The organism is Bradyrhizobium sp. BR14999 (assembly GCF_056106085.1).
Genome location: NZ_CM148536.1, coordinates 968,988 through 989,234, shown reverse-complemented (window position 1 = coordinate 989,234; position 20,247 = coordinate 968,988). Strand labels below are relative to the sequence as shown.

At 63.9% G+C, this 20,247-nt stretch carries 21 protein-coding genes and 1 tRNA gene; 11 read left to right on the top strand and 11 right to left on the bottom strand.

Annotated elements, in window-relative coordinates; translation table 11 throughout:
- The first annotated feature begins 245 nt into the window (after positions 1-245).
- From lptB to ptsN, 4 genes are all read left to right on the top strand, one after another.
- Positions 246-1,256 carry an LPS export ABC transporter ATP-binding protein gene (gene lptB / locus ACR9YP_RS04605; RefSeq protein WP_438103789.1) on the top strand — a complete coding sequence of 337 codons (1,011 nt, stop codon included), beginning with the start codon at positions 246-248 and terminating at the stop codon, positions 1,254-1,256.
- Positions 1,257-1,345: 89 nt separating this feature from the next.
- Positions 1,346-2,980, top strand: a complete 1,635-nt coding sequence (gene rpoN, locus ACR9YP_RS04600; RefSeq protein WP_438103791.1) for an RNA polymerase factor sigma-54 — start codon at positions 1,346-1,348, stop codon at positions 2,978-2,980.
- Between the two features lie 198 nt (positions 2,981-3,178).
- Complete coding sequence (hpf, locus tag ACR9YP_RS04595) at positions 3,179-3,781, top strand: ribosome hibernation-promoting factor, HPF/YfiA family (protein WP_091882369.1); 603 nt, start codon at positions 3,179-3,181, stop codon at positions 3,779-3,781.
- Positions 3,782-3,990: 209 nt separating this feature from the next.
- Entirely contained in the window at positions 3,991-4,452 is a 462-nt protein-coding gene (gene ptsN, locus ACR9YP_RS04590) for a PTS IIA-like nitrogen regulatory protein PtsN (RefSeq protein WP_091882367.1), read from the top strand.
- A 420-nt stretch (positions 4,453-4,872) separates the two neighbouring features.
- Here the strand turns inward: ptsN and ACR9YP_RS04585 are convergent, their stop codons facing one another.
- The 8 genes from ACR9YP_RS04585 to ACR9YP_RS04550 all read right to left on the bottom strand — a co-directional run bounded on the left by ACR9YP_RS04585 (position 4,873) and on the right by ACR9YP_RS04550 (position 12,320).
- Positions 4,873-5,145 (bottom strand): BQ00720 family protein, encoded by a 273-nt coding sequence (locus ACR9YP_RS04585; protein ID WP_438103794.1) that lies wholly within the window; start codon positions 5,143-5,145, stop codon positions 4,873-4,875.
- Between the two features lie 50 nt (positions 5,146-5,195).
- On the bottom strand, positions 5,196-5,621 hold the full coding sequence (locus tag ACR9YP_RS04580; protein ID WP_407115843.1) for an Hsp20 family protein: 426 nt from the start codon (positions 5,619-5,621) through the stop codon (positions 5,196-5,198).
- 246 nt (positions 5,622-5,867) lie between these two features.
- On the bottom strand, positions 5,868-6,950 hold the full coding sequence (locus ACR9YP_RS04575; protein WP_438103796.1) for a sn-glycerol-3-phosphate import ATP-binding protein UgpC: 1,083 nt from the start codon (positions 6,948-6,950) through the stop codon (positions 5,868-5,870).
- Between the two features lie 20 nt (positions 6,951-6,970).
- Complete coding sequence (gene ugpE, locus ACR9YP_RS04570) at positions 6,971-7,819, bottom strand: sn-glycerol-3-phosphate ABC transporter permease UgpE (RefSeq protein WP_091882354.1); 849 nt, start codon at positions 7,817-7,819, stop codon at positions 6,971-6,973.
- Positions 7,819-8,700, bottom strand: coding sequence for a sn-glycerol-3-phosphate ABC transporter permease UgpA (gene ugpA, locus ACR9YP_RS04565; protein ID WP_091882351.1), 882 nt, complete (start codon positions 8,698-8,700; stop codon positions 7,819-7,821). The genes ugpE and ugpA overlap by 1 nt, the downstream gene beginning before the upstream one ends.
- A gap of 49 nt (positions 8,701-8,749) precedes the next feature.
- Positions 8,750-10,066, bottom strand: a complete 1,317-nt coding sequence (ugpB, locus tag ACR9YP_RS04560) for a sn-glycerol-3-phosphate ABC transporter substrate-binding protein UgpB (protein ID WP_438103798.1) — start codon at positions 10,064-10,066, stop codon at positions 8,750-8,752.
- 445 nt (positions 10,067-10,511) lie between these two features.
- Positions 10,512-11,717 (bottom strand): CaiB/BaiF CoA transferase family protein, encoded by a 1,206-nt coding sequence (locus ACR9YP_RS04555; protein ID WP_370989789.1) that lies wholly within the window; start codon positions 11,715-11,717, stop codon positions 10,512-10,514.
- A gap of 177 nt (positions 11,718-11,894) precedes the next feature.
- Positions 11,895-12,320: an organic hydroperoxide resistance protein gene (locus ACR9YP_RS04550; RefSeq protein WP_061023501.1), complete on the bottom strand. Its 426-nt coding sequence runs from the start codon at positions 12,318-12,320 to the stop codon at positions 11,895-11,897.
- 153 nt (positions 12,321-12,473) lie between these two features.
- On the opposite strand from ACR9YP_RS04550, the gene ACR9YP_RS04545 reads away from it, so the two are divergent.
- Entirely contained in the window at positions 12,474-12,935 is a 462-nt protein-coding gene (locus ACR9YP_RS04545; protein WP_438103801.1) for a MarR family winged helix-turn-helix transcriptional regulator, read from the top strand.
- Between the two features lie 16 nt (positions 12,936-12,951).
- On the opposite strand, the gene ACR9YP_RS04540 is transcribed toward ACR9YP_RS04545, so the two are convergent.
- The 3 genes from ACR9YP_RS04540 to ACR9YP_RS04530 all read right to left on the bottom strand — a co-directional run bounded on the left by ACR9YP_RS04540 (position 12,952) and on the right by ACR9YP_RS04530 (position 13,907).
- Positions 12,952-13,194, bottom strand: coding sequence for a GIY-YIG nuclease family protein (locus tag ACR9YP_RS04540; RefSeq protein ID WP_438103803.1), 243 nt, complete (start codon positions 13,192-13,194; stop codon positions 12,952-12,954).
- 135 nt (positions 13,195-13,329) lie between these two features.
- Positions 13,330-13,405: transfer RNA gene (locus ACR9YP_RS04535), tRNA-Ala, on the bottom strand.
- 94 nt (positions 13,406-13,499) lie between these two features.
- Entirely contained in the window at positions 13,500-13,907 is a 408-nt protein-coding gene (locus tag ACR9YP_RS04530; protein ID WP_091882337.1) for a TIGR02300 family protein, read from the bottom strand.
- A gap of 156 nt (positions 13,908-14,063) precedes the next feature.
- On the opposite strand from ACR9YP_RS04530, the gene aroA reads away from it, so the two are divergent.
- The 6 genes from aroA to ACR9YP_RS04500 all read left to right on the top strand — a co-directional run bounded on the left by aroA (position 14,064) and on the right by ACR9YP_RS04500 (position 20,201).
- A complete protein-coding gene (gene aroA, locus ACR9YP_RS04525; RefSeq protein WP_438103805.1) occupies positions 14,064-15,401 on the top strand; it encodes a 3-phosphoshikimate 1-carboxyvinyltransferase in 1,338 nt (445 codons plus the stop codon).
- On the top strand, positions 15,398-16,036 hold the full coding sequence (gene cmk, locus ACR9YP_RS04520) for a (d)CMP kinase (RefSeq protein WP_474219090.1): 639 nt from the start codon (positions 15,398-15,400) through the stop codon (positions 16,034-16,036). Before aroA ends, cmk begins: the two co-directional genes overlap by 4 nt.
- A 265-nt stretch (positions 16,037-16,301) precedes the next feature.
- Positions 16,302-18,008 (top strand): 30S ribosomal protein S1, encoded by a 1,707-nt coding sequence (rpsA, locus tag ACR9YP_RS04515; RefSeq protein WP_164934835.1) that lies wholly within the window; start codon positions 16,302-16,304, stop codon positions 18,006-18,008.
- A 271-nt stretch (positions 18,009-18,279) separates the two neighbouring features.
- The gene (gene sppA, locus ACR9YP_RS04510; protein ID WP_370989793.1) at positions 18,280-19,260 is read left to right on the top strand and encodes a signal peptide peptidase SppA; all 981 of its coding nucleotides are present in this window, start codon (positions 18,280-18,282) and stop codon (positions 19,258-19,260) included.
- 172 nt (positions 19,261-19,432) lie between these two features.
- A complete protein-coding gene (locus tag ACR9YP_RS04505; RefSeq protein ID WP_008539997.1) occupies positions 19,433-19,738 on the top strand; it encodes an integration host factor subunit beta in 306 nt (101 codons plus the stop codon).
- A gap of 70 nt (positions 19,739-19,808) precedes the next feature.
- Positions 19,809-20,201: a LapA family protein gene (locus ACR9YP_RS04500; RefSeq protein ID WP_091883014.1), complete on the top strand. Its 393-nt coding sequence runs from the start codon at positions 19,809-19,811 to the stop codon at positions 20,199-20,201.
- Positions 20,202-20,247: the final 46 nt, after the last annotated feature.

Below are 20,247 nucleotides of genomic sequence, written 5' to 3'. Positions count from 1 at the left end.
TCAATCACTTGTCTCGGATGCTCCCGATCCGAGGTTGAAGCTTGCCCGGCAAGACTGTATCTAGCGCGAAGGGCTTTCGAAGCGGGGTTCGCCGCTTTTCGGGCGTGTTTCACTGGGCATGAGACATCCCTTCACTCATGCGGCACCGGCAAATCGCAAGGCCGGGGCGGCAGATCGCGGGATCACGCGCGGATCATCGTGCAGGATTGTCGTGCAGGATCGTCGTGAAAGGCTAGAAGGCGGGGATGGTCGATCTCTTCAGCATGTTCCGTCGACGCCCCGCCAAACGCGGCCGGCCAGGATTTGCGCGGCAGGACATCACCGCGCTCGGTGACAACGTCGGCGGTCTCGTGACCAGCCCGGTACGGGACGCGCCGCCGCTCGCCCGTGACCAGGCGATGCGGGCGCCCGACCAGTTCCAGGGTGACTACCAGGCCGACTATCAAGCCGAGCCGCCGCGGCCGCAGGCGGTTCACCCCGTCAGGGCCGCCACCAGGTCCAATGGCACGGGCGGGCCGCAGTTGCTGCGGCGGCCGGGCTTCCTGGCTGTGCATAGCGTGGAAAAGGCCTTCGGCAGCCGTCAGGTGGTGCGCGGTGTCAGCATCTATGTGCGCCGTGGCGAAGCGGTCGGCCTGCTCGGTCCGAACGGCGCCGGCAAGACCACCGTGTTCTACATGATCACCGGCCTGATCAAGGCCGATCGCGGTGCCATCGAGCTCGACGGCCACGACGTCACGAAACTCCCGATGTATCAGCGCGCGCGGCTCGGCATCGGCTATCTGCCGCAGGAGGCCTCGATCTTCCGCGGCCTCACCGTCGAGCAGAACATCCGCGCCGTGCTCGAAGTGGTCGAGCCCTCGCGCAAGAAGCGCGAGCAGCAGCTCGATTCGCTGCTCGACGAGTTCAACATCACGCGCCTTAGGAAATCGCCGTCGATCGCGCTATCAGGCGGTGAGCGCCGCCGCGTCGAGATCGCGCGCGCGCTGGCGACGCGGCCGAACTACATGCTGCTCGACGAGCCCTTCGCCGGCATCGATCCGATCGCGGTCGGGGACATCCAGGATCTCGTCCGCCATCTCACCAATCGCGGCATCGGCGTCTTGATCACCGACCACAATGTGCGCGAGACGCTCGGCCTCACTGATCGCGCCTACATCGTCTATGCCGGTGAAATCCTGACCGAGGGTACCCCGGATGAGATCGTCGCCGATCCGGACGTGCGCCGGCTTTACCTTGGCGAGGAATTCCGCCTCTAGCCCGTTTTTGCGTTCGTCAAGACGTGTACATCGGGCCCGGACTAGGATAAGCAAAAATCGGACCAATTTTTGGGAACGGTTCTTGCTTCATGGCGCTCACGCAGAGATTAGAGTTCCGGCAATCGCAGTCGCTGGTCATGACGCCGCAGCTGATGCAGGCGATCAAGCTGCTGCAATTGTCCAATCTCGATCTCACGACCTTCGTGGAGGAGGAACTCGAGCGTAATCCCCTGCTGGAGCGGGCCAATGACGAAGCCGGCGGCGAAGCTTCCGCCGACGCCGGCCAGTACGGCGAGGAGGCCCGCGGCCAAGACGATAGTAACGGCGACAGTCTCGGCGACGACGGCTTTGGCGGCAGTGCGGAGGCCTTCGAGCCCGGCCAGGAAGAATGGATGAGCAGGGATCTCGGCACCCGCGCCGAGATCGAGCAGACCCTGGACACCGGCCTCGACAACGTCTTCTCCGAGGAGCCGGCCGAGGCGGCCGCGCGCAATGCCCAGGACGCCGCGCCGACGACCTACACCGAGTGGGGCGGCGGCGCCTCCGGGGATGAAGACTACAATCTCGAGGCCTTCGTCGCCGCCGAGATGACGCTCGCCGCCCATCTTGCCGAGCAGCTCTCGGTCGCCTTCACCGCGCCGGCGCAGCGCATGATCGGCCAGTACCTGATCGACCTCGTCGATGAGGCCGGCTATCTGCCGCCGGATCTCGGCCAGGCCGCCGAGCGTCTCGGCGCATCGCAACAGGACGTCGAGGACGTCCTTGCCGTGCTGCAAAAATTCGATCCGCCCGGCGTCTGTGCGCGCAATTTGAGCGAATGCCTGGCGATCCAGCTCCGCGAGCTCGACCGCTACGATCCGGCCATGCAGGCGCTGGTCGAGCATCTCGATCTCCTCGCCAAGCGCGACATCGCGTCCTTGCGCAAGCTCTGCGGCGTCGACGATGAGGACATTGCCGACATGATCGGCGAGATCCGCCGCCTCAATCCCAAGCCCGGCATGAAGTTCGGCTCGGCGCGGCTCCAGACCATGGTGCCCGACGTGTATGTCCGCCCGGGTCCCGACGGCGGCTGGCATGTCGAGCTCAACAGCGACACCCTGCCGCGCGTGCTGGTCAACCAGACCTATTATTCCGAGCTGTCGAAGAAGATCGGCAAGGACGGCGACAAGTCCTACTTCACCGATGCGCTTCAGAACGCGACCTGGCTGGTGCGCGCGCTCGACCAGCGCGCCCGCACCATCCTGAAAGTTGCAACCGAGATCGTGCGCCAGCAGGACGGCTTCTTCACCCATGGCGTGGCACACTTGCGGCCGCTCAATCTCAAGGCCGTCGCCGACGCCATCCAGATGCATGAATCCACGGTGTCGCGCGTCACCGCCAACAAATACATGGCGACCAATCGCGGCACGTTCGAGCTGAAATATTTCTTCACGGCTTCGATCGCCTCGGCCGACGGCGGCGAGGCGCATTCCGCCGAAGCCGTTCGCCACCACATCAAGCAGCTGATCGATTCGGAAGAGCCCACGGCGATCCTGTCGGATGACACCATCGTGGAACGCTTGCGCGCCTCGGGCATTGATATTGCCCGCCGCACGGTCGCGAAGTACCGCGAAGCCATGCGCATACCCTCCTCGGTGCAACGTCGCCGCGACAAGCAGAGCGCTCTTGGTAACGTCCTCTCCACCGCAATGTCCGATCGTTCCCGCAACACCGAGCCGGCCTGATTGCGCCGGGGCGAAATCGCGCTACTCTCACCTCCCCATTGAGACCGATCCAAGCATGCGCATGAACCGGAAAAGTGCACAGCGGTTTTCCCTCCCGACAAATGCGGAACGCGTTTGCGGGAAGATCATGCGCAGGGAACAACTTCAGCTGCGGTGACCCGTCATCGCAGCTGAGGCGCAAACCAAGCGAGGCATCACATGACTCTCCGGATTTCGGGCAAGAGCATCAGCGTCGGCGACGCCCTGCGCGGCCGCGTTGCCGACCGCACCGACGAGGTGCTGCGCAAATATTTCGACGGCAACTATTCCGGCCACATCACGCTGAGCAAGGACGGCTTCGGCTTCCGCACCGATTGCGCGCTGCACCTCGATTCGGGAATCACCCTGGAAGCCGATTCGAACGCGCCGGATGCCTATGCCAGCGCCGACCAGGCGCTGCTGATGATCGAGAAGCGGCTGCGCCGCTACAAGAACCGCCTCAAGGACCGTTCCGCCCGCAAGGCCCATGCCGCCACCGAGGCGATGGCTGCGCTCAATGCCACGAGCTATGTGCTCGAGGCGCCCGAGGGCGAGGACGAGGTCTCCGGCTACAGTCCCGTGATCATCGCGGAGCAAACCACCTCGCTCAAGTCGCTGTCGGTCAGCGAGGCCGTCATGGAACTCGATCTGAGCGGGGCGCCTTGCCTGGTCTTCCAGCACGGTTCCTCGGGCCGGGTGAACATCATATACCGTCGGGCCGACGGCAATGTGGGCTGGATCGACCCTCCGGGCGGCAAAACAGACCGCAAGGTGGACGGTTAATGGTTCCGGCCCCTCCGCAAGCCTTAACAATGACCGTGGGCAAAGCCGCACGCGGGAGTTGGCACCGGGATTGCGTTGGAGTAGAAGCGCCCCACATCAGGACCGGGGCTAAGTCCTCCTCCTGCTTCATGTTATTGACGCCGGCTCAGCTTGGTCTTCCAAGATGGCCAAATCGGAACTGACGGTTTAATTCACCTCGGAAAGCTTCCATGCCGATTACCGATCTGGTCGCACCCGAGGCGATTCTCCCGGCATTGAAAGTCAACAGCAAGAAGCAAGCCTTGCAGGAACTCGCGGCCAAGGCCGCCGAGTTGACCGGGCAGAACGAGCGCTCCGTCTTCGAAGTGCTGCTTCAGCGCGAGAAGCTCGGCACCACCGCAGTCGGCTACGGCGTCGCCATTCCCCACGGCAAGCTGCCCAAGCTGGACAAGATCTTCGGCCTGTTCGCGCGCCTCGATCGCCCGATCGATTTCGAATCAATGGATGGCCAGCCGGTCGATCTCGTCTTCCTGCTGCTCGCTCCCGAAGGCGCCGGCGCCGACCATCTCAAGGCGCTCGCCCGCATCGCCCGCCTGCTCCGCGACCAGGACATAGCCAAAAAACTCCGCGCCTCGCGCGACGCCCAGGCGATCTATTCGGTGCTGGCCCTGCCGCCCGCGACGGCGGCCTGAGCGTCACTGCGAGCGCAACTCTCTCAACACCGTCATTGCCGACTGTAAGGGAGCGTGCCCCGGACGCAGCGCAGCGCTTCCCTCGCGATGCGAAGCATCGTCGAGTGCGGTGCGCTGCAGAGCCGGGGCCCATGTCTCCACATTGTGCGTGTTGCTTTCTGGGTCCCGGCTCTGCGCCGCAACGCTTCGCGCTGCACCGCGTCCGGGACACGAGAGTTGAGCACCCTGTAGCCTCACACTCCGTCATTGCGAGCGAAGCGAAGCAATCCAGAATCTTTCCGCGGAGGGATTCTGGATTGCTTCGTTGCTTCGCTCCTCGCAATGACGATGCCGAGACGATATCGCTCAAAATGAAAACGGGCACGCCTTCGCGTGAAGGCATGCCCGCTTGAAACTCTATTCGTGCGAACGCGCGTGCGCTTAGTGCACGCTCACCGCTTGCAGCTCGTTGCTCCAGGCGTTGGCGATCGCGGCTTCCCGGCTGTCGGTCAGCATGATCGGCGTGCCGTCGGCGGCGTGGAGCGCGAAGAGCTTGAGGCCCGGCGCAACCTTGGGCGCCTCGGGGAACAGGTCCGGCACGTCCTCGGAGCGGATCTGCTTCACATAGGCGATATGACCTTCGCCGAGGGTTGCCAGCGTCTCCGGAGAGACATTCTTGGCTTCATATTCGAACGCAACGTGACCTTCACTCATGGTCTCGACTCCTCTGGAACACTAAGCGGTCGAGTCCGCTACTCGTTCCATTATTCGTGCTCATTGATAGCGATTGTCTTAACGATCCTCTCCGGTTCAGGCCGGGCCAGATCGATCGACAACAGCCCGTTCTTCAGATCCGCACCCAGCACCAGCATCCCCTCCGCCAGCACGAAGGTGCGCTGGAAGTGGCGCGCGGCGATGCCGCGATGGATGTATTGCCGGGTCTTGTCGTCCTGCTGCCGCCCGCGGATCACGAGCTGGTTTTCCTCAATGGTTACATCGAGTTGGTCGCGGGTGAATCCGGCAACCGCCAGCGTGATGCGCAAACGCTCGGGCTGGCCATCCGCGCGGTCGCACCTCTCGATATTGTAGGGAGGATAACCGTCGGCGCCTTTGACGACCCGATCGAGCACGCGCTCGATCTCGTCGAAGCCCAGCAGAAAGGGACTGGAGAGCGTTGGAACACGAGACATAGTTTACAAAGTCCTCGCAGAAGCGACTTTGGTGTTTCAGGGCCCGCAAGCGGCACCCCTTGGTCAGCAATATGGGCATATCCCCGAGTGGGTTCAAGCAGGTAGCCGGGGAGGCTGTGGATGCCCTGTTTCCACCTGCGACCAGCACGGGGAATTTGCGGACGATTTATCCCAACGAAAACAAGCCCCTTCTACTGTGCATGGGGTTGTTTTCGCACTTTTTGGTTGGCCGGCCCCTGGAACCGATCAGGCCTCGATCCGCTTGCGCCCGTCGCCGCTGAACAGGTGCAGCCTCGACCGCACCGCCGCGACGCGGATGTGCTGGCCGATCGCTGGCGCTTCGGTTCCGGGAATGCGGACGATGACCTCGCCCGGCGGCAACTCGCCGGGGGTGGCGGCGACGCGCTGCTCCTCCTGCTGGCGCGAGCCGTAGACGAAGGTTTCGGCACCGACGCGTTCGATCGCCTCAACGGTGAGCGGCAGCGCGACGCCGCCGGCCGGGGTCTGGTCGGTGATGACGAAGTCCTCCGGGCGGATGCCGACGATGCCGGCCTCGCCTGCATCATTGAGCTGCGATCTGATCTCGTCAGGGCGCGTCGACATCAAATTCATCGGTGGTGCCCCGATGAAGGAGGCGACGAAGGTGGTGGCCGGCTTCTCGTAGATCGCGAGTGGGTTGCCGATCTGCTCGACCTGGCCGCCATTCATCACCACCAGGATGTCGGCGAGCGTCATCGCCTCGAGCTGGTCATGGGTGACATAGATCGACGTGGTGTTGAGGCGGCGCTGCAATTTGCGGATCTCGACCCGCATCGCGATGCGCAGCTTGGCGTCGAGATTGGAGAGCGGCTCGTCGAACAAGAACACTTTTGGCTGGCGCACGATGGCGCGGCCCATGGCGACGCGCTGGCGCTGGCCGCCTGAGAGCTGGCGCGGCTTGCGCTCCAGCATGGCGGAGAGCTCGAGCACGCGCGCGGCTTCCTCGACGCGGGTCTTGATCTCGGCTTCGGCCATGCCGCGATTGCGCAGGCCGTAAGCCATGTTGTTGTAGACGCTCATATGCGGATAGAGCGCGTAGTTCTGAAACACCATCGCGATGTCGCGATCGGCCGGCTCGATCTGGTTGACGACGCGGCCGCCGATGTCGATCTCGCCGCCGGTGACGGTCTCCAGCCCCGCGACCATGCGCAGCAATGTGGACTTGCCGCAGCCGCTTGGACCGACCAGCACGCAGAACTGGCCGTCGCCGACATCGACGTCGACGCCCTTGATGGCTTCGAAGCCGCCGGGATAGGTCTTGCGGACGCTGCGCAGGGTGACGTTAGCCATGAAAACTCATTTCCAAGAACCTACTTTTCCGTCTCGACCAGGCCGCGCACGAACAGCTTCTGCATGGCGACGACGACGAACACCGGCGGCAGCATGGCCAGCACGGCGGTTGCCATCACGATCGGCCATTCGGTGAGTGCGTCGGTGGTGGTGATCATCTTGCGGATGCCGATCTGGATCGTCTGCATGTCGTCGCGGGTGGTGATCAGCAGCGGCCAGAGATATTGATTCCAACCGAGGATGAACAGGATCACGAACAGCGCCGCCATGTTGGTGCGCGACAGCGGCAGCAGCGTGTCCCAGAAGAAGCGGAAGGGACCGGCGCCGTCGATGCGTGACGCCTCCAGCAGTTCGTCCGGCACCGTCATGAAGAACTGTCGGAACAGCAGCGTCGCGGTGGCGGATGCGATCAGCGGCAGCGACAGGCCGGCATAGCTGTCGAGCATGTGCAGATCGGCGACGATCTTGTAGGTCGGATAGATGCGCACCTCGACCGGCAGCATCAGGGTGATGAAGATGAGCCAGAAGATCGGCATCCGGAACGGAAAGCGGAAATACACGATCGCATAGGCCGAGATGATCGAGATCGCGATCTTGCCGACCGCGATCAGCAGCGCCGTTATCAGCGAGTTCAGCATCATGTTGCCGACCGGCTCGCGGGTCGATCCGCTCGTGCCGACGAAGATGGTCTGATAGTAGGTCTGGAAGAAATGGCCGCCGGGCAGCAGCGACATCTGCCCGTTCGCGATCAGCGCGTTGTCCTGGGTCGAGGCGACAATCGCGATGTAGACGGGAAACGCGACGATCGCGATCCCGATCCAGAGGATGATGTGCGCGACGTAGCGCCGAAAGCCTTCTTCCTCGACCATCAGTAGGTCACCTTGCGTTCGACGAAGCGGAACTGGATCCCCGTCAGCACGATCACCATGATCATCAGGATCACCGATTGCGCCGCCGAGCTACCGAGATTGCCGCCGAGCAGGCCGTCGGAATAGACCTTGTAGACCAGCGTTTCCGTCGACTTGCCGGGACCACCGCGGGTCATGGTATCGATGATGCCGAAGGTATCGAAGAAGGCGTAGACGATGTTGACGACCAGCAGGAAGAAGATGGTCGGCGACAGCAGCGGGAAGGTCACGGTCCAGAACCTGCGCATCGGGCGCGCGCCGTCGATCGCGGCCGCCTCGAGCACGCTTCGGGGGATGCTCTGCAGGCCGGCGAGGAAGAACAGGAAGTTGTAGGAGATCTGCTTCCAGGCGGCGGCGAGGATGATCAGCGTTGCGGCCTGGTCGCCGTCGAGCAGCGGATTCCAGTCGACGCCGAGGGCGCGCAAGTACCGCGAGAGCACGCCCAGCGAGGGGTGCAGCATGAAGATCCAGAGCACGCCGACGACCGGCGGCGCCACCGCATAGGGCCAGATCAAGAGCGTGCGGTACAGCATCGAGCCGCGCAGCGGCTTGTCCGCCATCACCGCGAGCAGCAGTGCAAACGACAGCGACGAGACTGCGATGGCGAACGAGAAGAAGAAGGTCCGCACGATCGCCTCGAAATAGGCGCGGTCCTTCAGAAGCTCGAGATAATTGTCGAACCAGACGAAGCTGGTCGAAAGACCGAAGGCGTCCTGGAGCAGGAAGGACTGGATCACCGCCTGCCAGGCCGGCCAGTAGAAGAAAATCAGGACGATCGCGAGCTGCGGCGCAACCAGCGCGTAGGGCAATAGTTTCGATTGGAAAATGGCTTGCTTTTGCATGATGCCCGCAGGAGCGGCAGGCCGGGTTACCGGCCTGCCGCTGATCGCCTCACTTGACGGCGGTCTTTTCGAACTGACGCAGCATCGTGTTGCCGCGCTCGACGGCGGCATCCAGCGCCTGCTTGGCGGTCTTCTTGCCGGCGAGCGCCTGCTCGATCTCTTCCGACCAGACGTCACGGAGCTGAACCATGTTGCCGAGGCGCAGGCCGCGCGAGTTCTCGGTCGGCTCCTTGTTGGTCAGCTCGAGCAGCGGGGTCTCGAGATAGGGCTGATCCTTGTAGAAGCCTTCCGCCTTGGCCTTCTCATAGGCCGCCTTGGTGATCGGCAGATAGCCCGAGGCCTTGTGGATGTAGACCTGGCGATCAGTGTCGGAGAGGAAGCTCAGGAATTTCGCGACGCCCTTGTAATCCTCGGCCGACTTGCCGCCCATGACCCAGAGCGAGGCGCCGCCGATGATCGAGTTCTGCGGTGCGCCCTTCACGTCGGGATAATAGGGCATCGGGACGGCGGTGAAGCTGAACTTGGCCTGCGCCTTGACGTTGCCGAAGAACGCCGAGGAGGTCAGATAGAGCGGGCATTCACCTGACGTGAAGCGGCCTTCACCGGTGTTGGTGCGGCCGGCATAGTCGTAGGTCTTGTCCTTCTGGAGCTCGACCAGCTTCTCGAGGTGCTTGACCTGGACCGGGCTGTTGAATTCGAGCACGGTGTCGAAGCCGTCGAGGCCGTTGGCCTTGGTCGACAGCGGCACGTTGTGCCAGGCGGAGAGCTGCTCGAGATTGACCCAGGTAACCCAGGAGTTGGAGAAGCCGCAGGTCGGATGGCCGTTGTCGTGCAGCTTCTTGGCGGCGTCGAACACCTGAGGCCAGGTCTTCGGGATCTCGACATTGGCCTTCTTCAGCTCGTCGAGATTGACCCACATCACCGTCGACGACGAGTTGAAGGGGAAGGACAGCATCTCGCCCTTCGAGGTCGAGTAGTAGCCGGTGATCGCGGGCAGATAGGCCTTCGGATCGAACTTCTCGCCGGTCTCGGCCATCAGCTTGTACACCGGCTTCACGGCGCCGGTCGCGGCCATCATGGTCGCGGTGCCGACCTCGAACACCTGCATGATGTGCGGGGCGTTGCCGGCGCGGAAGGCGGCGATGCCGGCATTCATCGTGTCGGCGTAATTGCCTTTGTAGGTCGGGATCACCTTGTAGTCGCTCTGCGATGCGTTGAAGTCGTTCGCGAGCTTGACGATGACGTCGTTGTTGGCGCCGGTCATCGCGTGCCACCACTGGATTTCAGTCACGGCCAGGGCCGGCGAGGCCGACACGCCAACCGTGATTGCAACAGCCGCAGCCGCACCAAAATGTCGAAGAGCCATCAAGAAAACCTCCCTTGCCCGTCAATAAAGAAGCGCTTGCGCTAGCAGCGCCATATGACGTTCACATGACTGTGTAAGCGGCCGAAACGAAAGCGGCAAGCGCTGGAAAAGGGAAGCCGGAAAATAGGCGAAGACGTGCGTGTCCAGCTTCCTGCGGTCGCGGCGCACATGTGCGCCCGCGCCGCAGTGCGGCATTAACTGTTCGGATGGGGAAGGGCCGTCCGCGCGGAATGGCGTCGGGTTGACGATCGGGCTACGGGCTCGAACAACTCTCCCGCTTGCGGGAGAGGTCGGCGCGTTCCGGGCGATGCGAAGCATCGTCCCGCGCGCCGGGTGAGGGCTTTCTCCTCTTGAGGAGTCTCACTGCGGAGACACCCTCTCCCCAGCCCTCCCCCGCAAGCGGGGGAGGGAGCGGACCGGCGCCGCCGTTCAATCTCTCTTAATCTCAGCGCTTGCGCTCGGGGCCGCAGACCACGCCTTTTTCGACCATCGCCTCGATCTCCGCCTTGGAGTAGCCGAACTCGCCCAGCACCTCTGCCGAGTGCTGGCTGAATTTCGGCGGCAGGCGGCGCAGGCTGGGCTTGCTGCGGTCGAGCCGGATCGGCGAGGCCACGCCCTTGTACCAGTCCTTCTCGATGATATCGCCGCGCGCGATCGTGTGCGGGTTGGTCAGCGCCTGGTCGATCTTTTGCACCGGGCCTGCGGGGAGACCCGCCGCGAGCAGCCGGTTGCACAGCGGCTCGGCCTCGTGCTGGCTGAACACCGCCGCAAGCTCGGCGCGCAGCGCCTCGCGATTGGCGATGCGGTCCTTGTTGCGGGCAAAGCGCGGATCGGTGCCGAGCTCGGGCTTGCCGATCTCCTTGGCGAGCTTGCGGAAGGTGCCGTCATTGCCGACCCCGATGAAGATGTTGTCGGTTTTGGTCGGGAAGATCGCGTAGGGCACGAGGTTGGGATGCTCGTTGCCGGTGAGCGAGGGCGGCTTGCCGTGCATGAAATAATTCGCGGTGTGCGGGTGCATGATGGCAAGGCCGGTCTCGTACAGCGTCGTCTCCAGGAACTGGCCCTGGCCCGAACGCTGGCGCTCCGACAGCGCCATCAGGATCCCGATCGCCGCATAAAGGCCGGTGGTGATGTCGACCAGTGGCACGCCGATCCGCATCGGCCCGCTCTCCGGCGATCCCGTTGCCGCGATCATGCCGGTCATGGCCTGGATGATGGCGTCATAGCCGGGATTGCCGCCGCGCGGACCGTCGGCGCCGAAGCCGCAGATCCGGCAATGCACGAGGCGCGGGAATTTTGCGCGCAGCACTTCGTTGCCGATGCCCCATTTCTCCAGCGTGCCCGGCTTGAAATTCTCGATCAGGACGTCGGCCGTCTCCAGCATCTTCAGCAGCACGGCGCGGCCGCCCTCGGAGGCGAGGTCGAGGCCGATCGAGCGCTTGTTGCGGTTGATGCCGACGAAATAGGCCGCGTCCTCCTCGTGGAAGGGAGGGCCCCATTCGCGCACCTCGTCGCCTGCGGGCGGCTCGACCTTGATGACGTCGGCGCCGTGGTCGGCGAGGATCTGGGTGCAGTAGGGACCGCCGAGCACGCGCGTGAGATCGATGACGCGCAATCCGCTCATGGCACCTGTGGCGGCTTCAGAACTCATGCCTTCGCTTCCCCTGTGTCGACGTTTGATCACAGGCCTAGCGAGGTTCGTGCACGCCAGCAATGGCCCCGCGCGTAGGGCCGTATGCGCCGCCGCGGCGCAATCCCGCAGCGTGGCAAATCAGGTGGAAGCGGCCGGCCCGAGGGGGATCTCGGGCCAGCCAATCCGCACTTCCGGTCAGACGACCGTCAGGCGAACGTCGACATTGCCGCGCGTGGCGTTGGAGTATGGGCACACCTGGTGCGCCTTCTCGACCAGCGCCTCGGCCTCGGCGCGGGCCAGGCCGGGCAGCGAGACGGCCAGATCGATGTCGAGACCGAAGCCGCCCTCGGAGCGCGGGCCGATGCCGACGGTCGAGGTAACGGAGGCGTCGGCGGGAACCTTGGGGCCGCCCTGCGAAGCCACGAACTTCATCGCGCCGATGAAGCAGGCGGCATAGCCGGCTGCAAACAGCTGCTCGGGATTGTTGCCGGCGCCGCCGCCGCCGCCGAGCTCCTTCGGCGTGGTCAGCTTGACGTCGAGCGCGCCGTCGAGGGTTGCGGCATGGCCGTCGCGGCCGCCGGTCGCCTTGGCACTGGTCTTGTAGAGGACGTTCACGGACATTTTCATCTCCCTGGGGGTTCGGGTGGTGCGATCTGTATCGCAGACAATTAGATTGTGCGCAATCTAAATTGTGGTGCCTCACATTTAATTGTTCGCAATTGAATATGCGGCCGCCCGGCCCCACAATGCGGGGCAAATCCCGTGAGATTCGCCATGGCCCGGAAACTATCGGCAGCGGACGCGCCGCTGCGGCTCGACAATCAGATCTGCTTCGCGGTGTATTCGGCGGCGCATGCCTTCAACCGCGTCTACAAGCCGCTGCTCGACCGGCTCGGCCTGACCTATCCGCAATATCTCGTCATGCTGGTGCTGTGGGAGCGCGACGACGTGCCGGTGAAGGACATCGGCGAGAAGCTGTTCCTGGATTCGGGCACGTTGACACCGCTGCTCAAGCGGCTCGAGGCCGCCCATCTCGTCAAACGCACCCGCTCGAGCGAGGACGAGCGTCAGGTGCTGATCGCCCTGACGCCGCAGGGCCACGCGCTGAAAGACAAGGCGCGCAGCGTGCCGCAATCGATTCTGGCGGCGTCGGACTGCTCGGTGCCGGAACTGGTCGCGATGAAGGACGAGATCGTCGCGCTGCGGGATAGGCTGAATGCGGTGATCGGGGAGTAGGGAAGCTCGTCAGAGCCTAGGAAAGCCGCTTCTTCGTGAAGGCGCGGCCGGAATGAGACTTCAGGTACTTTTCAAACGCCAGAGCTTTGTACTTGTCAGGAAAGGCGCAGTACCAGATCAATTTCCAAGGCTTATATTTAGCGGTGTGGCTAGACTTGCCGGCATTGTGTTCCGGAATTCGCCGCTTCAAATCTTCCGTGGCGCCGACGTATTCCTGATCAGGAAAGTCAACGCTTCGGAGAATGTAGACGTACCACATTGACGGCTATCGCTTGGGTAGTCGTTAGGTGGGCGTCGCACCAGTCCGTCTTCGCCCTTCGGGCTACGCCGGACACCACGCTTCACCCTTCGGGCTCTGCGCGGCTGCGCCACGCGAAGCCCGAAGGGCGAAGCGTGGTGGAGCCAGGCGGGATCGAACCGCCGACCTCTTGCATGCCATGCAAGCGCTCTCCCAGCTGAGCTATGGCCCCTTAACCTTAGACGGGGTGAATCTGGTGGATCACCCCAACCGGCGAGCCCTGGTGACTCGCGCGGTGCACCCTTTTTCACAGATCAGGGCTGATCTCAAGTCTCTTCATCACCTCCGACATCACCAATGATGTCGGTCACGTCCTCATCGCCCTCTTCCTCGTCGGCAATGAAGGTCGAATCATCATCATCGTCGTCGTCGATGGTCTCGTCGACCTCGATATCGTCCTCGGACTCGGGCACGACAGCCTTGACCTTGCCGGTGTTCTCCTCGGCATCGGCCTCCTCGAGCGACACCAATTCCTCGGCCTCCGCCGGCTCCGGCGCGGTGTCCTGGGCCATACTGCGGGCTTCAGTGCCGCGGGACGCACGTGCGGGAGCGATGGGGGCGATCGGCACCACCTCGCCGGTATAGGGCGAGATCACCGGATTCTTATTGAGGTCATAGAATTTCTTGCCCGTGGTCGGGCAAATACGTTTGGTTCCGAGTTCGGACTTGGCCACGGCAGGAATCCTGGGAATGTCTGAAAAGCGGTGCTTCACTTGGCTAGTTGGCGGCCCGCTGTCAATAGCGCATTACGGAAGAACGACATGCCCGTGACGGGGCGCGGACCATGTGGTACCTGCGGCCCAGCCTTCAAGGCATCCAAGGACACAATCTTGACCCATTCCGACCAACCGAGGCCGCTCCAGTCTCGCGCCAGCGGCCCCCTGACCGGGAAAGTACGGGTGCCCGGGGACAAGTCGATCTCCCACCGTGCCCTGATCCTGGGCGCGCTCGCGGTCGGCGAGACCAAGGTTTCGGGCCTGCTCGAGGGCGAAGACGTCCTCAACACCGCGAAATCGATGCGGGCGCTGGGCGCCAGGGTCGAGCGCACCGGCGATTTCGCCTGGACGGTGAACGGCGTCGGCGTCGGTGGCTTCGCCCAGCCCAAGGCGGCGCTGGATTTCGGTAACTCCGGCACCGGCTGCCGCCTGGTCATGGGCGCCGTTGCGGGATGCCCGATCTCGGCGGTGTTCGAAGGCGACGCCTCCCTGCGCAGCCGCCCGATGCGCCGGATCCTCGACCCGCTCGAACAGATGGGCGCCAGGGTTGTGTCGGGCGGCGAGGGCGGCCGTCTGCCGCTGACCCTCCAGGGCGCGCGCGATCCGCTTCCGATCACCTACAAGACCCCGGTCGCCTCGGCCCAGATCAAATCGGCCGTGCTGCTGGCGGGCCTGGCTGCGCCCGGCACCACCACGGTGATTGAGAGCGAGGCGAGCCGCGACCATACCGAGCTGATGCTGAAGCATTTCGGTGCCGACATCACATCAGTGCAGGAAGGCCAGCACGGCCGCCGCATCACGCTGATCGGCCAGCCTGAGCTGCACGGTGCCACCGTCGTCGTGCCCGCGGATCCCTCGTCGGCGGCCTTCCCGGTCGTTGCCGCGCTGATCGCCGAGGGCTCCGACGTGGTGCTGTCCGACGTGATGACCAATCCACTGCGCACCGGCCTGTTCACCACGCTCCGCGAAATGGGCGCCTCGATCGAGGAAAACGACGTCCGTCGCGATGCCGGCGAGCCGATGGCGCAGCTGCGCGTGCGCGCGTCGAAACTGCGCGGTGTCGAGGTGCCGCCGGAGCGCGCGCCGTCGATGATCGACGAATATCTGGTGCTGGCGGTCGCAGCCGCCTTCGCCGAAGGCACCACCATCATGCGCGGCCTGCAAGAGCTGCGCGTCAAGGAATCCGACCGGCTGGAAGCCACGGCTGCCATGCTCCGCGTCAACGGCGTGAAGGTCGAGGTCTCCGGCGACGATCTGATCGTCGAGGGCCACGGTCACGTGCCCGGCGGGGGCGTTGTTGCCACCCATATGGATCATCGCATCGCGATGTCCGCGCTGGTGATGGGTTGCGCGTCCGACCAGCCGGTGAGCGTCGACGACACCGCCTTCATCGCCACCAGCTTTCCGGACTTCATCCCGATGATGCGTTCGCTAGGGGCCGAGTTTTCATGATCATCGCCATCGACGGGCCGGCGGCCTCGGGCAAGGGGACGCTCGGCAAGCGCCTCGCCCACCATTACGGTTATCGTCATCTCGATACCGGCGTAATCTATCGTGCGGTGGCTTACGAGCTGATGCAGTCCGGTCACGATCTCCGCGATGAAGCCGCGGCGGTCGCGGCGGCGCTGGAGCTCGACCCCGAAAGGTTCGGCAATCCCGCCCTGAAGACCCAGAAGGTCGGCGAGGGGGCCTCCATCGTCTCGGCGATCCCTGGGGTCCGCGAGGCCCTGGTCAATTTCCAGCGGCAATTCGCCGCTGATCCGCCCGGGGCCGTGCTCGATGGCCGGGACATTGGAACCGTGATCTGCCCCCATGCCGACGTGAAGATTTTCGTCGTCGCCGATCCCAAGGTTCGCGCCCATCGCCGGACCATGGAGGCGAGGGCGCGGGGGGAGGAGGCGGACGAGGCGGCCGTGCTCGCCGACATCGTCCAGCGCGACGAGCGCGACAAGAACCGGTCGATTGCGCCTTTAAAACCAGCCCCGGATGCTCACTTGCTTGATAACTCCCAACTGGATATAGAAGGCGGCGTCCGGGCCGCCATCGACATTATCGAGGCCGTCCGAGCGGGCCGGTCGCGGGGTTAAGCCGCAGCCGTCATTGGAGGAAGCGCCCGCTCCCGCTCTTTGAGGTCGATAACCTTCGGTCCCTGATGGGGACCGGCGCGATCCAGGCTCCGGACAACGATTCCACGTATCGAACGCGCGGGCCTCAGCCGGCCCGCTTCCGCAGTTCCGGCGCCGAGCCGGAGCAGCGAGCGGTCGCTCGAAGGTCTTGCGGACCTTCCGACACTGCGTGTGCGATGCGCCCATGAACCCAACGGCCGGCAAGACATCCGCAACTGGAGAACAAATGGCTTCGACTTCTGCTGATACCTACAGCCCCTCGCGCGACGATTTCGCCGCGATGCTCGACGAGTCCTTCGCAGGTGGCAACCTGCAGGAAAGCTCCGTCGTCAAGGGCAAGGTGGTTGCAATTGAAAAGGACATGGCCGTCATCGACGTCGGCCTGAAGACCGAGGGCCGCGTGGCCCTGCGCGAATTTTCCGGCCCCGGCCGTGACAGCGACCTCAAGGTCGGCGACGAGGTGGAAGTGTTCCTCGATCGCATCGAGAACGCCCTCGGCGAAGCCGTGTTGTCGCGCGACAAGGCGCGCCGCGAAGAGAGCTGGGGCAAGCTCGAGAAGGCGTTCCAGAACAACGAGAAGGTCAACGGCGTCATCTTCAACCAGGTCAAGGGCGGCTTCACCGTCGATCTCGACGGTGCCGTGGCCTTCCTGCCGCGCTCGCAGGTCGACATCCGTCCGATCCGCGACGTCGCGCCGCTGATGAACAACTCGCAGCCGTTCCAGATCCTCAAGATGGACCGCCGTCGCGGCAACATCGTCGTGTCGCGCCGCACCGTGCTGGAAGAGACCCGCGCCGAGCAGCGCCAGGAGCTGGTGCAGAACCTCGAAGAGGGTCAGGTCATCGACGGCGTGGTCAAGAACATCACCGATTACGGTGCGTTCGTTGATCTCGGCGGTATCGACGGTCTCTTGCACGTCACCGACATCGCGTGGCGCCGCGTCAACCACCCGACCGAGGTGCTCTCGATCGGCCAGACCGTGAAGGTCAAGATCATCAAGATCAACCACGAGACGCATCGCATCTCGCTGGGCATGAAGCAGCTGCTGGACGATCCGTGGCAGGGCATCGAAGCCAAGTACCCGCTGGGTGCCCGCTTCACCGGCCGCGTCACCAACATCACCGACTACGGCGCGTTCGTCGAGCTCGAGCCGGGCATCGAAGGCCTGATCCACGTCTCCGAGATGTCGTGGACCAAGAAGAACATGCACCCCGGCAAGATCGTCTCGACCTCGCAGGAAGTCGATGTGCAGGTGCTGGAAGTCGATTCCGTCAAGCGCCGCATCTCGCTCGGCCTCAAGCAGACCATGCGCAACCCGTGGGAGGTCTTCGTCGAAGGTCACCCGACCGGTTCGGTGGTCGAGGGCGAGGTCAAGAACAAGACCGAGTTCGGTCTGTTCCTGGGTCTCGAAGGCGACGTCGACGGCATGGTCCACCTCTCCGACCTCGACTGGAAGCTTCCGGGCGAGCAGGTGATCGACAACTACAAGAAGGGCGACATGGTGAAGGCCGTGGTGCTCGATGTGGACGTCGAGAAGGAGCGCATCTCGCTCGGCATCAAGCAGCTCGAAGGCGACCCCTTCGCCGAACCGGGCGATGTCAAGAAGGGCGCGGTCGTGACCTGCGAAGTGCTCGAGGTGAAGGAGAGCGGCATCGAGGTGAAGATCGCCGGTACCGACTTCTCGACCTTCATCAAGCGCTCCGAGCTCGCCCGTGACCGCAACGACCAGCGCGCCGAACGCTTCGCCGTCGGCGAGAAGGTCGACGCCCGCGTGATCCAGTTCGACAAGAAGGCCCGCAAGGTCCAGGTGTCGATCAAGGCGCTCGAAGTCGCCGAAGAGAAGGAAGCCATCGCGCAGTACGGCTCCTCCGATTCGGGTGCGACGCTCGGCGACATCTTGGGCACTGCGCTCAAGAACCGCGACAACAAGTAAGCGAAACGCAGGTTTCGCTGACATCAAAGCCCCGGCGCGAGCCGGGGCTTTTTTGTTACGCTTGTAGCCCGGATGGAGCGCAAGCGTAATCCGGGGTCGTTGCCTCACGGACGGACTGTCCCGGATTTCGCTGCGCTCCATCCGGGCTACGCACCTACCGCGGTCACAGCCTTGTTTTCTTCAAATTGCGCCGCAATTGATGTATCCAGGTAAGCCGTTGGTCACGCTGTGACGGCACAACGCGCCTAGCCATTCATTTGGAGATATTCCGATGTCGCTCGATTCGGACATCATCGTTGATCGCCGCAGGATCCGCCGCAAGCTGACGTTCTGGCGCGTGATGGCCGCGTTGATCGCGATCGCGGCGATCGCGAGCTTCGCGCTGATCGCGACGCCAGGTGCACGCGGCACGTTCGCATCTGCCGGGTCGATCGCGCGCGTCCACATCGAGGGCCTGATCCGCAGCGATTCCGATCGCACCCAGGCGCTGGAGCGACTGGAGAATTCGCAGGCCGCGGCCGTCATCGTTCACATCAACTCGCCGGGCGGCACCACCGCCGGCTCCGAGCAGCTCTACGATTCGCTCACCCGGCTGAAGGCGAAGAAGCCGCTCGTCGTCGTGGTCGAGGGTCTTGCCGCCTCCGGCGGTTACATCACCGCGATTGCGAGCGACCACATCATCGCCCAGCAGAGCTCGCTGGTCGGCTCGATCGGCGTGCTGTTCCAGTATCCGAACGTCACCGAGCTCTTGAAGACCATCGGCGTCAAGGTCGAGGAGGTGAAGTCGTCGCCGCTGAAGGCCGCGCCCAACGGTTTCGAGCCCACCAGTCCCGAGGCCCGCGCCGCGCTCGATGCGCTGGTGAAGGACTCCTACGCCTGGTTCAGGGGATTGGTGAAGGAGCGGCGTGGCATGGATGACACGCAGCTCGAGAAAGTGGCCGATGGCCGCGTCTTCACCGGCCGCCAGGCGATCGATCTCAAGCTGATCGATCAGATCGGCGACGAGAAGACGGCGGTGACCTGGCTGGTCGAGCAGAAGGGCGTCAAGAAGGGGCTCAGCGTGCGCGATTACAAGCTGCAGCCGCGCTTCGGAGATCTGCCGTTCCTCAAGACGGCGGCCGCCGTAACGCTGGAAGCGCTGGGTTTAGGCGCGATTGCGCATCAAATCGGGCAAACTGGCGTCGCACAGGCGGTCGATCGGTTCGGAATGGATGGAATGCTGGCCTTGTGGCAGCCGGCCGCGTCAAACTGACGGGAACTGGGCGAGTCCGAGAGCTTTTTCCCGCGGGACGGGTGCCGGGGCAGCCTGCTTTTTCGGCATTTGTCACGCATTTTCACGACGCTCAACCTTGATTTAGCGTCTTGACAGATCACGGTATTTTCACGGAAATGGTCATCCGCACGCTTCCGGGTCCTATCTCTCGATGATCAAATCCGAACTTGTTCAGCGTATCGCCGAGCACAACCCGCATCTGTACCAGCGGGATGTCGAGAACATTGTGAATGCGATTCTCGAAGAGATCGTAGCGGCCCTCGCACGCGGTGATCGCGTCGAGCTGCGCGGCTTCGGTGCCTTCTCGGTCAAGCACCGCCCGGCACGCGCCGGGCGCAATCCGCGCACCGGCGCCCATGTGCCGGTCGACCAGAAGAGCGTTCCGTTCTTCAAGACCGGCAAGGAAATGCGCGAGCGGTTGAACCGAGACCATCCGGATCCCGGCGCGGCAGACTGAGGCCGGCGTCAAGATTTCCTGCGGTCGCGGCGATGCGGCCGCAAGCTTGATTCAAGGCGAGCGAAGCGAGATGCGAAAGTTCCTGACCGCGCTGATCGTGATTCCGCTGGGCCTGCTCCTGGTGGTCTTCGCCGTCGCCAACCGGCATTTCGTCACCGTCTCCTTCGATCCCTTCCTGTCGTCCGACCCGTCCCTGTCGGTCACCTTGCCGCTGTTCCTGCTTTTGATCCTGGTCGCCGCCCTTGGCGTCCTGGCAGGTGGCTGCGCCGTCTGGCTCGGCCAGCGGCACTGGCGGCGCGCGGCGCGCCGGAATGATGCGGATGCACGGGCTGCCAGGGGCGAACTGGCCGATCTGCGGGCCCAAATGGCCGCAGCAAAGCCCGAGTCCCAGCGCCTCCCCGTCGCCTCGGGGGTCGGCCTTTACGGGCCCATCGGGCGAGACAAGCAGCGCGCGACGTTGTAGAAGCGGCCGCAACCGAAAGCCCCGTTTTCCGGCCGCAGGCCCGCGG

Coding starts and splice junctions, on each gene's coding strand:
- rpoN (WP_438103791.1), top strand. CDS start 1,346: ATGGCGCTCACGCAGAGATTAGAGTTCCGGCAATCGCAGTCGCTGGTC.
- ACR9YP_RS04540 (WP_438103803.1), bottom strand. CDS start 13,194: ATGTGGTACGTCTACATTCTCCGAAGCGTTGACTTTCCTGATCAGGAA.
- ACR9YP_RS04585 (WP_438103794.1), bottom strand. CDS start 5,145: ATGAGTGAAGGTCACGTTGCGTTCGAATATGAAGCCAAGAATGTCTCT.
- ugpE (WP_091882354.1), bottom strand. CDS start 7,819: ATGGTCGAGGAAGAAGGCTTTCGGCGCTACGTCGCGCACATCATCCTC.
- sppA (WP_370989793.1), top strand. CDS start 18,280: ATGTCGCTCGATTCGGACATCATCGTTGATCGCCGCAGGATCCGCCGC.
- ACR9YP_RS04550 (WP_061023501.1), bottom strand. CDS start 12,320: ATGTCCGTGAACGTCCTCTACAAGACCAGTGCCAAGGCGACCGGCGGC.
- hpf (WP_091882369.1), top strand. CDS start 3,179: ATGACTCTCCGGATTTCGGGCAAGAGCATCAGCGTCGGCGACGCCCTG.
- cmk (WP_474219090.1), top strand. CDS start 15,398: ATGATCATCGCCATCGACGGGCCGGCGGCCTCGGGCAAGGGGACGCTC.
- lptB (WP_438103789.1), top strand. CDS start 246: ATGGTCGATCTCTTCAGCATGTTCCGTCGACGCCCCGCCAAACGCGGC.
- ACR9YP_RS04545 (WP_438103801.1), top strand. CDS start 12,474: ATGGCCCGGAAACTATCGGCAGCGGACGCGCCGCTGCGGCTCGACAAT.
- ACR9YP_RS04500 (WP_091883014.1), top strand. CDS start 19,809: ATGCGAAAGTTCCTGACCGCGCTGATCGTGATTCCGCTGGGCCTGCTC.
- rpsA (WP_164934835.1), top strand. CDS start 16,302: ATGGCTTCGACTTCTGCTGATACCTACAGCCCCTCGCGCGACGATTTC.
- ACR9YP_RS04580 (WP_407115843.1), bottom strand. CDS start 5,621: ATGTCTCGTGTTCCAACGCTCTCCAGTCCCTTTCTGCTGGGCTTCGAC.
- ACR9YP_RS04505 (WP_008539997.1), top strand. CDS start 19,433: ATGATCAAATCCGAACTTGTTCAGCGTATCGCCGAGCACAACCCGCAT.
- ptsN (WP_091882367.1), top strand. CDS start 3,991: ATGCCGATTACCGATCTGGTCGCACCCGAGGCGATTCTCCCGGCATTG.
- ACR9YP_RS04555 (WP_370989789.1), bottom strand. CDS start 11,717: ATGAGTTCTGAAGCCGCCACAGGTGCCATGAGCGGATTGCGCGTCATC.
- ACR9YP_RS04575 (WP_438103796.1), bottom strand. CDS start 6,950: ATGGCTAACGTCACCCTGCGCAGCGTCCGCAAGACCTATCCCGGCGGC.
- ugpB (WP_438103798.1), bottom strand. CDS start 10,066: ATGGCTCTTCGACATTTTGGTGCGGCTGCGGCTGTTGCAATCACGGTT.
- ugpA (WP_091882351.1), bottom strand. CDS start 8,700: ATGCAAAAGCAAGCCATTTTCCAATCGAAACTATTGCCCTACGCGCTG.